This is a genomic window from Actinacidiphila glaucinigra (assembly GCF_900188405.1).
In the GTDB taxonomy this organism is placed as follows: Bacteria; Actinomycetota; Actinomycetes; order Streptomycetales; family Streptomycetaceae; genus Actinacidiphila; species Actinacidiphila glaucinigra.
Genome location: NZ_FZOF01000003.1, coordinates 34,440 through 46,833 on the forward strand (window position 1 = coordinate 34,440; position 12,394 = coordinate 46,833).

Annotated in this window: 9 protein-coding genes and 1 pseudogene; 4 read left to right on the forward strand and 6 right to left on the reverse strand. The window is 74.6% G+C overall.

Annotated elements, in window-relative coordinates; genetic code table 11:
* Positions 1-39 precede the first annotated feature (39 nt).
* Positions 40-1,527 carry a rhamnulokinase gene (locus CHF15_RS06900; RefSeq protein WP_089222745.1) on the forward strand — a complete coding sequence of 496 codons (1,488 nt, stop codon included), beginning with the start codon at positions 40-42 and terminating at the stop codon, positions 1,525-1,527.
* A gap of 15 nt (positions 1,528-1,542) precedes the next feature.
* Here CHF15_RS06900 and CHF15_RS06905 read toward each other — a convergent pair whose 3' ends face one another.
* The 3 genes from CHF15_RS06905 to CHF15_RS06915 all read right to left on the reverse strand — a co-directional run bounded on the left by CHF15_RS06905 (position 1,543) and on the right by CHF15_RS06915 (position 3,482).
* On the reverse strand, positions 1,543-1,941 hold the full coding sequence (locus CHF15_RS06905; RefSeq protein WP_089222746.1) for an OsmC family protein: 399 nt from the start codon (positions 1,939-1,941) through the stop codon (positions 1,543-1,545).
* Between the two features lie 108 nt (positions 1,942-2,049).
* A complete protein-coding gene (locus CHF15_RS06910) occupies positions 2,050-2,904 on the reverse strand; it encodes a hypothetical protein (RefSeq protein WP_245938708.1) in 855 nt (284 codons plus the stop codon).
* Positions 2,905-2,978: 74 nt separating this feature from the next.
* Positions 2,979-3,482: a DinB family protein gene (locus CHF15_RS06915; RefSeq protein WP_089222748.1), complete on the reverse strand. Its 504-nt coding sequence runs from the start codon at positions 3,480-3,482 to the stop codon at positions 2,979-2,981.
* A 110-nt stretch (positions 3,483-3,592) separates the two neighbouring features.
* Between CHF15_RS06915 and CHF15_RS06920 the strand changes: the two are divergent.
* Positions 3,593-4,540, forward strand: a pseudogene (locus CHF15_RS06920) (MFS transporter); the annotation flags it as partial.
* Between the two features lie 172 nt (positions 4,541-4,712).
* On the opposite strand, the gene CHF15_RS06925 reads toward CHF15_RS06920, so the two are convergent.
* Positions 4,713-5,723, reverse strand: coding sequence for a helix-turn-helix transcriptional regulator (locus CHF15_RS06925; protein WP_089223107.1), 1,011 nt, complete (start codon positions 5,721-5,723; stop codon positions 4,713-4,715).
* A 147-nt stretch (positions 5,724-5,870) separates the two neighbouring features.
* Between CHF15_RS06925 and CHF15_RS06930 the strand changes: the two genes are divergently transcribed.
* Entirely contained in the window at positions 5,871-8,255 is a 2,385-nt protein-coding gene (locus CHF15_RS06930; RefSeq protein ID WP_089222749.1) for an ATP-binding SpoIIE family protein phosphatase, read from the forward strand.
* A gap of 62 nt (positions 8,256-8,317) precedes the next feature.
* Positions 8,318-9,421 carry a calcium:cation antiporter gene (locus tag CHF15_RS06935; RefSeq protein WP_089222750.1) on the forward strand — a complete coding sequence of 368 codons (1,104 nt, stop codon included), beginning with the start codon at positions 8,318-8,320 and terminating at the stop codon, positions 9,419-9,421.
* Between the two features lie 22 nt (positions 9,422-9,443).
* On the opposite strand, the gene CHF15_RS06940 is transcribed toward CHF15_RS06935, so the two are convergent.
* Positions 9,444-9,875 carry a DUF7919 family protein gene (locus CHF15_RS06940; protein WP_089222751.1) on the reverse strand — a complete coding sequence of 144 codons (432 nt, stop codon included), beginning with the start codon at positions 9,873-9,875 and terminating at the stop codon, positions 9,444-9,446.
* Positions 9,876-10,062: 187 nt separating this feature from the next.
* Entirely contained in the window at positions 10,063-12,267 is a 2,205-nt protein-coding gene (locus tag CHF15_RS06945; RefSeq protein WP_089222752.1) for a phage holin family protein, read from the reverse strand.
* Positions 12,268-12,394: the final 127 nt, after the last annotated feature.

Here is a 12,394-nt window from a genome sequence, read left to right on the forward strand (position 1 = left end):
GTCGCTCCGACCCGAACGACCAGAACACGAGGGGCCCACGTGCCATTCGCCGCCATCGACCTCGGCGCCACCAGCGGCCGCGTCATCCTCGGCCGGGTGGGCCCGGACCACCTCGTCCTCGACGAGGTGCACCGCTTCGCCAACACCCCCGTCCGGCTGCCCACCGGACTGCACTGGGACGTCCTCGCCCTGTTCCGGGAGAGCCTGGACGGCCTGCGCCTGGCGGCCCGGGCCGGGGACGGCGTCACGTCGGTCGGCATCGACAGCTGGGCCGTCGACTACGGACTGCTCGACGCGGACGGCGCCCTGCTCGGGATCCCCCACCACTACCGCGACAGCCGGACGGAGCACGTCGCCGACCGGGTCAGGGACGACATCGGCCCGCAGGAGCTGTACGGGGTCACCGGGTTGCAGCATCTGCCCTTCAATACGGTCTTCCAGCTGGCGGCAGCCCGCGACGGCGCGCAGTTCGCCGCCGCGCGGACCCTGCTGATGATCCCCGACCTGCTCACCCACTGGCTCACCGGCGCCATCGGCGCCGAGGAGACCAACGCCTCCACCACCGGACTCTTCGACGCGCGCACCGCGACCTGGGCGGAGGAACTCCTCGGCCGGCTCGGCATCGAGCGGGGCCTGCTGCCGCCGCTGCGCCGCCCGGGCACCCACGCCGGCACGCTGCTGCCCCACGTGGCCGCGTACACCGGGCTGCCGGCGGACACCACCGTCGTCACCGTCGCCTCGCACGACACCGCCTCCGCGGTGGCCGCGGTCCCGGCCACCGGACCGCACTTCGCGTACATCTCCTGCGGCACCTGGTCGCTGGCGGGTCTCGAACTGGACGCCCCGGTGCTCACGGAGGCCTCGCGGCTCGCCAACTTCACCAACGAGCGCGGCATCGACGGCACCATCCGCTACCTGCGCAACATCATGGGCATGTGGCTGCTGGAGGAGTGCCGCCGCACATGGGAGCAGCGGGGGGAGGGACTGCCCCTGCGGGAACTGCTCGCCGCGGCGGCCGCCGCGGAGCCCTTCGCGGCCCTCATCGACCCGGACGACCCCGTGTTCCTGACGCCCGGCGACATGCCCGCCCGGATCCGCGCCTTCTGCCACCGGACCGGCCAGAGGCCCCCGGAGACCCACGGGGCGGTCGTCCGCTGCATCCTGGAGAGCCTCGCCCTGGCCCACCGCCGCACCCTGCGCGAGGCCGCCGAACTCGCCGGCCGGGACATCCACCGCGTCCACCTCGTGGGCGGCGGCTCCCGCAACGAACTGCTGTGCCGGTTCACGGCCGACGCCACCGGCCTCCCGGTCGTCGCCGGCCCCACCGAGGCCACGGCCCTGGGCAACATCCTCGTCCAGGCCCGCGCCCACGGCGCGGTCGGCGACGGTCCCGACGGCCTGGCGGCGATGCGCGCCCTGGTCGCGGCCACCCAGCCGCTGCGCACGTACGAGCCGGCCGGCGACGGCCGGGCCTGGGACGCGGCCGCGGCACGGCTGGCGGAATTCGGCACGGCGCGGCGGCTCTGACGGACGGCGCCGCGTTCAGCCCGCCGAGCGGGTGACCTCGGCGCCCTGGCGCAGGGCACGCGGGATCTCGGCGACCTCGTCGACGGTCGCGATCAGTGCCGCGACCTGTTCCCGGGGCGCGTCGCTGTCGATCTCGACGGTGTAGAAGATGCCGGTCGAACGCCATGGGCCGGTGTCGAAGCCGCCCTCCGCGCGCACCCGGACGCCCCGCAGTTCCAGCCCGCCGGCCGCGGCCTCCCGGTAGAGGTCGTTGAGCACGCAGGCCGCCACCGCGAGGTTCAGCACGTGGCCGCCGGTGAACGCCGACCGCACCCCGACGCCGCCTGGCGTCCAGCGGTGCGGGAGCCGGACGTCGTCGCCGTCCTCCTCCAGGAACGATCCCGCGCACGCCAGCACCGCGAACCGCTCGTCCATGCCCTGCCTCCCGTTGCTCGCCCATGCGGCCGCAGGCCGCCCCGGATCCTCCTGCATGGTGGCGCAACCCGGGGCGGTGGAAGGGGACTTCGGCGGTCGTCCCGTTCGTCAGCCCTGGCCCGCTGCCTCGAACTGCTTGCTGAGGTCCGCCGTGTCGGACGCCGGGGGTGCGGCGACGGCCTTGGTGCCGCCGAACCTGAGGAAGTCCATGGACACCTTCATCTTGCCCATGACCTGCACCACACGGACCGGCAGGTCCTTGCCGTCCACCCAGACGTCGATCGTGACCTTGTCGACCGTGCCGACCAGGGAGTGGAAGAGGGAGTTCTCGTCCGCGGTGGACAGCGCCTTCCCCGCGGCGCCGAGCCGGGTCTTGTCGAGGGTGGCCCGGTAGTGGCGGGCCTCCCTGCCGCGGATCGTCTGCTCGCCGAGGTCCTTGACGTCCTTGGTCAGCCCGATGGAGCGCAGCCCCGCCGTCGGGTCGGCGTTCTTGACCATCGTGTCGGCGTTGTCCGCACCCACGACGGCGGAGAGGTCGACGCGCATCCAGTGCTTGCCCTTGAGGGGGCCGGCGGGCTGCGGGTCGACGTTGTAGTAGTAGGCGCCGTCCACCATCAGCGCCCGCACCTTCGGATCGTCCTGGAGCGGCTGCATCTGCGCCGCCGAGGTGTCCATCACGACGTCGTACGCGAGGCCCTTGCCCCAGGAGTAGGTGCCCTTCATCGTGACAGAGGTGCCCTGCCCCACGTCGGTGGTGACGTCGACCCTGGCCGAACCGACCTTCTCCGTGGTGGTGGTAACACGGGCGAGGATCTGGGCGATCGACTCCGTCCTGCCCACCGCGTCCGCCGTGTCACGCGCGGCGCTGCAGCCCGCCGTCGCGGTCAGCGCGACGGCGGCGGCCCCCACCGTGGCGGCGACGCGTATCCGCCGCCTCTCCCTCATGTCCTCGGTCCTGCTCATGCTGCCCGCCCCTGGGTCGTTCGTGGTCGATCTTGTGTGTTCGCTGTGGAACGTATCGCGGACCACTGACATCGCTAGACGCCCGTGGTCCCGTCGACGAGTTCGCGCAGGACGTCGAGGTGGCCGTTGTGGCGGGAGGTCTCCTCGACGAGGTGCAGCAGGATCCACCGCAGGTTGGGGTGGCGGCCGTCGCGGTTGGGGCGCGCGGCGGGGGCGTCCAGGTCGTGCGCCGCGACGAGTTCGCGGTAGCGGGCGGTGTGTGCCTCGTAGTCGGCCAGCAGGTCGGCGAGGGGGATGTCCACGGCGATCCGCATCTCGCGGTCGGGGTCGTCGTCCGTCCAGGGGCCCTCGTCCTCGCCCCCGAGGAACACCACCTCGAACCAGTAGTACTCCACCCAGCGGAGGTGGTTGACCAGTCCGCTGAGCGTCATCAGCGGCGAACCCGGGAGCGGGGCGCTGCGGGCGTGCTCGGGCGTGACGCCCTCGCACTTGGCGCGGGCGGTGTCACGGGCGTAGTCGAGGAGGGTCGTCAGCGCGGAGCGCTCGTCCCAGGCGGTGGGTGTGTCGGTTCTCGTCATCGCCGGAATGCTGTCCGGAACGAGGGCGGCGCGTCCACCGATTAACCGGGGGCGCCCCGCGGAGTCCCACTGACAGCAGATGTCAGCGGAGAGCGGCACCATCGGTCCCCGTGACCACCACCGGACGCACTCAACGACTCCTCCTGCCCGCCGTGTTCATCACCTCCCTGGGCAACAACATCCAGCTGATCGCCGCGGCCCTGCTGATGGTGCGCGCCCAGGGCTCGGTGCTCGACGTGGGCTGGCTCTTCATCGCCGTCGCCGTCCCCCAGGCCGTGCTGTCGCCGTTGGCCGGCCGGCTGGCCGACCGCTACGACCGGCGGGCGCTGTGGGCGGGATGCGACCTGCTCAGCGCCGTCGTGGCCCTGGTACCGGCGCTCGGGACGGTACTGGGCTGGCCGCTTGGGGCGGTCGTCTACGGCAGCAACCTCGCGCTGGCGACGGCATCCGCGCTCTTCGTGCCGGTGAGCGCGGCACTGATCAGGGAACGGGTGCCCGAGGGCCGGCTGCGGCGGTTCAACGCCCGGTACGAGATGGCCTTGCAGAGCGGCATGCTGCTGTCGGCGGCGGTGGGCGGTCTCGCCCTGCAGTACGCAGGGCCCGCCCCGCTGTTCGTCTTCAATGCGGGGACCTTCGTGGCCTCCGCCGTCCTCGTCCTGGCGACCGGGCGCGGGCCGGGGCGCTCCGCCGCCGTGGGCTCCGCCGCAGCGGTGCCCACGGCGCGGCCGGTCCCCTCGCGGAGGCCGTACGGGCCGCTGGTCGTGCTGTACGCCCAGGGCAGTGTGGTGGTGACCGTCTTCAACGCCCTCATGCCGGTGCTGGTCATCGCCGAACTGCACCGGGGGCCCGCCGTCGTCGGCGCGGTGGACGCACTCGGAGGCGCCGGTTTCCTGCTGGCGGCGGCCGCGTACCGGCGGACGGGTGCCCGGCTGGGGGACCTGCGGCTCGCGCTCGCCGGGTTCACGGTCTGCGCCGTGCTGTTCGCGCTGCAGCCCCGGTTCGGGGTGACGGGGCTGCTGCTGCTCGTACCGGCCGGGGCGTTCGTCTTCGGGCAGGCGCGCATCGCCTCGCGGACGCTGCTGATGACGGCGGTCGACGAGGGCCGCGTGGGGCGGGCCTTCGGGACGGCGAACGCCTACGGGCTCGCCGCGACCGTGGCCGTGATGCTCGGGACCTCGGCGGTGACGACCCGCGCCGGGGTGCCGACCGGCTTCGCGGTGGTCGCCGGTCTCAGCGCGGTGGCGTCGGCGGGGGCGGCGGTGTGGCTCGCGGCGGCGCGTAGAGCGCTGCCAGCGCCCGCGCCGACTCCGCCAGCAGCTCCCGCAGCGGATCCGGCGCCAGGACTTCGAGATCCGCGCCGAGCCTGAGGAACTCGCCGTGCGCGTGCGCGACCGACTCGATGGGCACGCGGGCGCGGACCCAGCCGTCGGGCTCGCGCTCGCCGTCCTCGGCCACCGCCCGCGCCACGGCGCGCGACAGCAGCGCGGGCAGCCGCTCGGCGCCGCGCGGCGACAGCCGGATCAGCGCCTGCTCACGGTGGAGCCGCGCGTGGAATCCGGCGAGGTACTCCCGCCAGTACCCGGCGAGGTCGAAGCCGGGCGGGGCCGCGAACGTCTCGTCGAGGACGCACACCTCGAGCATCTGGTCCACGCGGTACGTGCGCCGCTCGCGGCCGTCGTGGGCCACCACGTACCAGCGGCCCGCCTTGAGCACCAGGCCGTACGGTTCGAGCCTGCGATCGCTCTCGGCGGGCTCCCGCCACCGGCGGTAGCGCACCCGGACCGCCTGCCGGTTCCACACGGCGTCGGCGACGACGGGCAGATGCGGCACCTGCTCGTCGGGGCCGTACCAGCCGGGCGCGTCCAGCAGGAACCGCTCGCGCACCCGCTCCGCCCGCTCCCGCAGCGCCGGCGGCAACGCGGCACTGATCTTCAGCCGGGCCGCCGCCGCGGCCTCCCCAAGCCCCAGCTGCGCGGCCGGATCGGGGAGCGCGGCCAGGAACCAGGCCTGCGTCTCGTCCGCGGTCAGGCCCGTCAGCCGGGTGCGGTAGCCGTCGAGGAGCCGGTAGCCGCCCTCGTGCCCGGCGTCGCCGTACAGCGGGATCCCGGCCTCGTGCAGCGACTGGACGTCCCGGTAGACGGTGCGTACGGACACCTCCAGCTCCTCCGCCAGCTCCGCGGCGGTCATCCGGCCCCGAGCTTGGAGGAGCAGGAGGAGGGAGACCAGCCGGCTCGCGCGCATGGCGGCCAGTATCGCCGCCGCCACCGACAGCGGCCTCGGGGCGGGGGCACGGGGCGGGCCCGGGGCGGGCGGGGCCGATTTGATGGTGTCCGGCGGAGCGCGCACTCTGGGGAGGTAGGGACTGCGACGGGTGTGTGATCGCCGACGATGAACACGAGTGACCCCGATGACCCGGCCGCCACGGCCGCGGTCACCGTCAGCGTGCGGGGGGTGGTCACGGGATGGAGCGCGGGGGCGGGACGGCTGCTCGGGCGGTCGGCGGCGGAAGCGGTGGGACGTCCCGTCGCCGAGGTGTTCGGTGCGGACGAGGGGGCGGTCCCGGTGGGCCGCGAGTGGCGCGGCCGGGTGCGGGCGCGCCGGCGGGACGGGCGGGAACTCGAACTCCACGTACGCGTCTCCCCCTCGCTGGACGCCGACGACCGGCCCGCCGGCTGCGTCGTCACCGCCGCGCCCGCCGACTCGGACACGGCGTTCCTGCTGTGGGCCTTCCAGCAGTCGTCCGTCGCCATGGCCACGTACGACACCAGCCTGAGCTACCGCCGGGTCAACGACACCGCGGCCGGCATGATCGGCGTCCCCGCGGCGGACCTGAAGGGCCGGCCCTTCTCCGGGGCGCTCCTGGACGACGAGGCGCGGCGTGGTTTCAACGAGCACCTGCGCCGGGTCGCGGAGACCGGCCGGGCGGCGCACTACGAGACCCCGTCCGCCGCGGGTGCCGCGGGAGGCGAGCGGGCGTGGAGCACCGAGATGTGGCCGGTTCGGGACCCGCAGGGCCGGATCCACGGCGTGGCGAGCGCGGCGTTCGACAGCACGGAGCAGTTCCGGGGCCGCCGGCGGCTGGCCCTGCTGAACGAGGCCGGCGCGCGGCTCGGCACCACCCTGGACGTGGTGCACACCGCCGACGAGCTCGCGGAGCTGGCCGTACCGCGCTTCGCCGACTTCGCCAGCGTGGACCTGCTGGACTCGGTGCTGCACGGCGAGGAGCCCCCGCCGGGTCCGCCCGGCCGCGGGGTGGAACTGCGCCGGGTCGCCCACCGCACCGCTTCGGGCCGCGCCCCGGACGCGGCCGTCGACCTCGGCGAACTCGACGTCTACCCGGAGTTCTCCCCGCCGTCCCGGGCCCTGGCCACCGGCCGGCCCGTGCTCAGCCGGCTGGGGCACCCGGACTTCACGCTGTGGCTGGCGCAGAACAGCCTCCGCGACGCCAAGGTCCACGAATACGGCATCCATTCGGTGCTGGCGGTCCCGTTGCGGGCGCGCGGCATCACGCTCGGCGTGGCGGTGTTCATCCGCTGGGCGCGTCCGGAGCAGTTCACCGAGGACGACCTGACGCTGACCGAGGAACTCGCCGGGCGGGCCGCGGTGTGCGTCGACAACGCGCGCCGCTACACACGGGAGCACTCCACGGCGCTGACCCTCCAGCGCAGTCTGCTGCCGCTGCGGCTGCGCGAGCAGGCCGCGGTGGAGGTGGCCTCCCGCTACCTGCCGGCCGGGGCCCGGGCGGGGGTCGGCGGCGACTGGTTCGACGTCATCCCGCTGTCCGGCACGAGGGTGGGCCTGGTCGTGGGCGACGTCGTCGGCCACGGCATCCACGCCTCGGCGACGATGGGACGGCTGCGGACGGCGGTGCGCACCCTCGCGGACGTGGACCTGGCGCCGGACGAGCTGCTCGCCCACCTCGACGACCTCGTCACGCACCTCGATCCCGAGGACGGCCGGGGCCGGGGGGTGTCGCCCGCCGAGACCAGCGGCGAGCTGGGCGCGACCTGCCTGGTCGCCGTGTACGACCCCATCGCGCGCCGCTGCACCCTCGCAAGCGCCGGGCATCCGGCGCCCGCCGTGCGCTTCCCCGACGGCAGGGTCGAGATGGTCCCGATGTCCGCGGGACCGCCGCTGGGCGTCGGAGGACTGCCGTTCGAGGCGGTGGAGCTGGAGCTGCCGGAGGGCAGCCTGCTGGCGCTCTACACCGACGGCCTGATCAAGAGCCGGGACTTCGACCTGGACGCCGGCCTGGCGCGGCTGCGCTCCGCGCTGAGCGCCCCCGCCCCGACGATCGAGGCGGCCTGCGACACCGTCCTGAAGACCCTCCCCTCGGACCGCCCGGTCGACGACGTCGCGCTGCTGCTCGCCCGTACCCGGGCGCTCGACGACGGCCAGGTCGCGATGTGGGACGTGCCCCACGACCCCGCGCACGTCGCGGACGCCCGGCAGGCGGTGGCGGAGCGGCTGCTCGCCTGGGGCATGGAGGAGGCGGTGTTCGTCACCGAGCTGATCGTGAGCGAGCTGGTCACCAACGCGATCCGCTACGGCACCCCGCCGATCCAGCTGCGGCTCATCCGCGACCGCACCCTGATCTGCGAGGTCTCCGACGGCAGCAGCACCGCCCCGCACCTGCGCCGTGCCCTGTCCGACGACGAGGGCGGCCGCGGCCTGCTGCTGGTCGCGCAGTTGAGCCAGTCCTGGGGCAGCCGGCAGACCTCCGCGGGCAAGACCATCTGGGCCGAACAGACGTTTCCCCCGGCCGGGCGATGAGCGGCGGCACGTCCGGGTTCCCCGCGTCGCGCCGACCCTGACGAGGTGTCAGTCTCGGATGCATGACCGCTCGCTTCCCCGTGTCCGCCCTGCACTGGACGGTCCTCGTCCCGGCGTTCTCGGTGGTCCTGCTGGCCCTGACGTGGGGGCGGGTGCTGCCGGTGGCGGCGGTCGTGGTCGTCGCGGTCTTCCTGGCCGTCGCGGTGCTCGCCGCCGTCCACCACGCGGAGGTGGTGGCGCACCGGGTGGGCGAGCCCTACGGCGCGCTCGTGCTGGCGGTGGCGGTGACCGTGATCGAGGTGGCCCTGATCCTCACCCTGACGGCGGACGGCGGCCCGAAGAGCGCCGGCCTGGCCCGCGACACCGTCTTCGCGGCGGTCATGATCACCTGCAACGGCATCATGGGGCTCTGCCTGCTGGTGGGGGCGCTGCGCAGACGGGTGGCCGTGTTCAACCCGGAGGGGACGGGCGCCTCCCTGGCGACGGTGGCGACGCTGGCCACCCTGAGCCTGGTGCTGCCGACGTTCACGACCAGCACCCCGGGCCCGCGGTTCTCCACCGCCCAGCTCACCTTCGCCGCCCTGGCGTCGCTGGTGCTGTACGGCCTGTTCGTGGCGACGCAGACGGTGCGGCACCGGGCGTACTTCCTGCCGGTCAAGCCGGGCGGCGAGGTGATCGACGTCTCGGAGGACGACTCCGTCCCGCCGACCACCCGCGCCGCGCTGTTCAGCCTGGCGCTGCTGGTGGTGGCGCTGATCGCGGTCGTGGGGCTGGCCAAGGTGGAGTCGCCGACGATCGAGCGGGGCGTGCAGTACGCCGGTCTGCCGTCCTCCTTCGTCGGCGTCGTCATCGCCCTGCTGGTGCTGCTCCCCGAGACCATCGCCGCGGTCCGCGCGGCCGCCCGCGACCGTGTGCAGACCAGCCTCAACCTGGCGCTCGGGTCGGCGATGGCGAGCATCGGGCTGACCATCCCGGCGGTCGCCGTGGCGTCGCTCTGGATGTCCGGCCCGCTGCTGCTCGGGCTGGGCTCGACGCACATGGTGCTGCTGGCGATCACCGTCGCCGTCGGCACCCTGACGGTGATACCGGGACGCGCCACCCCCCTGCAGGGCGCCGTGCACCTGTCGCTGCTGGCGGCGTACGTGGTGCTCGCGATCAGCCCGTGAGGGGACGGGGGGACGAAGGGGACTACCGGCAGCCCGCGACGACCCGGCCGGCCAGTACCGCCTCGACGAAGGACTCGGGCGGGGCGTAGCGGTGGGCCAGCACGTAGTGGACGACCAGGTCGGGCGCGATCAGCCAGGTGCCCGTGCCGCCCTCCACCCGTACCTCGCCGTGGCCCACGAGGATCCGCTCGCCGCCGCGGGACACGCTCACCGGGTTGAAGCGGCCGCCCCCGATCAGCCTGCGGCGGCACAGCATGCAGCCGTACCAGCCGTGGGTGATGGCGCACAGGTGGTCGCGGCACAGGGCGAAGAGCCGGTCGGCGAACTCCGCGGAGGGCTCGGACTGCGGGAAGGGGTGGGCGGGGTCGAGCCAGCCGACCGCGTGGGCGGAGACATCCGGCGGAATCGTTTCTGTGAAGTACGCGTACGGACTCAGGTCCTCGTAGTACGGCATCGCAGCCTCTCCCGCCCGCGGACCCCGCCCGCGCGCACCGTTCGATCAATCGCGGGCAAGCGTCCAGCAGCGGGGCCCGTAGGTCAATCACCCGTACGTGGCGGGAACCCGGCGGTGCGCCCCGGGCGGACGGTGAACCCACCCGAAGGGGACCGGCGCCGGACACCAGTCCCGTGCGCGGCTCCCGTCAGCCGGCGACGGGCTGCTCGTCCTTCCCGTCCGCGACCGGAGGCGCCTCCGCCACGGGCTTGCGTCCGAGCCAGCCCGCCAGCAGCCCGTGCACGGCCTCCGCGCCGACCAGCCGTTCCAGCGGGTCCGGCCCGTCCAGGTCGAAGGGGTGCAGCAGGAAGGCGCGGCTCTGGTCGCCGCCCAGGCCGCCGTGCGAGCCCACCTGCTCCTCGAAGGCGTGCACGGCCCGGGTGACCGGGTCGTACGCGGAGTTGACCATAATGTCGGCGGCGTGCGGGAAGCGGGCGGTGCGCAGCACGGCGGCCGCCGCGCCCGGCCCGAACGGCGCCAGCGGGTCGCGGCCGGTGACCCGGCCCGTCTCCAGCTCGTGCTCGCCGCCGTCCCCGCCCAGCACGAGCGGGCCGCGCTCCCGGTCCAGGACCAGCACGAAGCCGATGCCGGGGTGCTCGGCAAGCGTCCGCAGCAGGGCGGGGTGGCGGGCCTCGACGCCCTGCCGGTCCGCGCGCCCCGGGAGGTCCGGGAAGGAGATCAACGCCAGGTTCCCCGAGGCCAGCACCACCGGTTCCGAGGACGGCCCGGCCGTCTCCCGCTCCTCGCCCGCGCGGCCCCCGTGCTCGGGCCGGTGCAGTGCGGCACGGGCCGCCGCGCGCGCCTCGGCGCCGCTGGCCGTGCCCCGGGCGCGGCGGCGCACCGGCAGCCCGCACCCCGCCCGCACCAGGTCCCTCAGGGTCAGCCCGTACGCGGTCTCGAAGGTCTCGCCGTGGCTCTGGCCGTGGTCGGAGAGCAGCACGATCCGGTAGGGCCGCGGCGCGTACCGGGAGGCGTCGGCGATCAGCCGGATGGCGCGGTCCAGACGCCGCAGCACCCGCATCGCGTCCCGGCTGCGCGGCCCTGAGTGGTGCGCGACCTCGTCGTACGCCACCAGGTCGGCGTAGACGGCGCCGCGTCCGGCGAGCATGTCGCCGACGACGGCCGCCACCGCCACGTCGCGCTCGACGACGGTGGCGAAGGCCCGCAGAAAGGGGTAGAGCCCGCCGCGCCGCACCCGCGGACGCTCGTGGCGCAGCCGCGCGGAGACGGACTCGGTGATCTCTTGGACGACCTCCGCGCAGAAGGACGCGGCGGTGCGCACGGCGTTCGCGGGGTCGGAGAAGTAAGCGAAGTAGCCGGTCCGGGAGCGCGTGGCGCCGACCCGGGCCAGCACGGCCGCGGGATCGCCGCCCTCCGGGGCGCCGACCGCCCGGGACCGCAGCCGGGCCATCGCCAGCCGGTCCGCGGAGAAGCGCCGGCGGCGGGTCGACACCGACATCACCAGTGCCAGTTGCCCGGCGCCGCCGCTGAACAGGTTGCCCCGGCTCGCGCCGTCCGGCGCCAGCAGCCCGGCCCGCCCGGTGCGGGCGACCGCGCGGCGCTCCAGCTCGGCGGCGCAGGAAGGCCGGTTGCAGACCATGACCTGCCCGGTCTCCTTCTCGTACCAGCGGAACGCCGGCACGTCCTCGTTGCTGCCGTGCAGGATGGCCAGCTGGCTGGCGCCGGTCTGGCTGCTCCAGTCGGTCGTCCACGGCACCAGTCGGTGGCTGCCGTCGAGCCATTCGGCGACGGTCTCCATCGCGGGCGGGCGCAGACGTCCCTTGCGGGTGACCGGACGTACGGCCTCGCGCAGCACGTCGTGCCCGACTCCGTCCAGCTGGACGAAGACGAAGCCCGGCTCGCGCGCGCCGTCCGCCTCGTTCCCGGCGCCCCTGCGCCGGCCCGCCAGGCGCGCCAGACGGCGGCCGTACGCCGCGTCGTCGCGCATGGCGAGCGTCGTGCTCGCCGCGGACGAGGCCGCCGACATCACGGCGGCGATCACCACGGCCGTGGCCGGCGCGATGTCGCCCTGCCAGTCGGGGGTGAAGCGGAGCGCGAGCAGCAGCAGCGAGCCGTTGAGGAAGAACACCAGCAGGCCCAGCACCAGCGCGGGCACCAGCAGCACGGCCCGCACGAGCACCGGCCAGACCAGCGCGCTCAGCAGACCGAAGGCACCGGCGGCGGCAGCCGCCGTCACCGCGATCCGGGTGGGGCTGTCGCCGGTGGGCGACTGGATGCGGAAGTCGGGCAGGATCCCGGCGAGCACGGCCATCGTCGCCGTCGACACCGCCCACACGACCAGCACGCGGACGATCGCGCCCCCGGCGGCCCGCCACCGACGCAGCACGCCCACCCTCTCCTCACGTCTCCTCACGCCTGCCGCCGTCCGCCGATGTCCGTCCGCGGCCCTGAACACGAATACCCCCAGACTGTCACAGTCTCCCCCGCGCTCCGCGGCGCACCGGGGGCACACGTCGGGC

Coding starts and splice junctions, on each gene's coding strand:
- CHF15_RS06905 (WP_089222746.1), bottom strand. CDS start 1,941: ATGGACGAGCGGTTCGCGGTGCTGGCGTGCGCGGGATCGTTCCTGGAG.
- CHF15_RS06925 (WP_089223107.1), bottom strand. CDS start 5,723: ATGCGCGCGAGCCGGCTGGTCTCCCTCCTCCTGCTCCTCCAAGCTCGG.
- CHF15_RS06940 (WP_089222751.1), bottom strand. CDS start 9,875: ATGCCGTACTACGAGGACCTGAGTCCGTACGCGTACTTCACAGAAACG.
- CHF15_RS06910 (WP_245938708.1), bottom strand. CDS start 2,904: ATGAGCAGGACCGAGGACATGAGGGAGAGGCGGCGGATACGCGTCGCC.
- CHF15_RS06915 (WP_089222748.1), bottom strand. CDS start 3,482: ATGACGAGAACCGACACACCCACCGCCTGGGACGAGCGCTCCGCGCTG.
- CHF15_RS06935 (WP_089222750.1), top strand. CDS start 8,318: ATGACCGCTCGCTTCCCCGTGTCCGCCCTGCACTGGACGGTCCTCGTC.
- CHF15_RS06930 (WP_089222749.1), top strand. CDS start 5,871: ATGAACACGAGTGACCCCGATGACCCGGCCGCCACGGCCGCGGTCACC.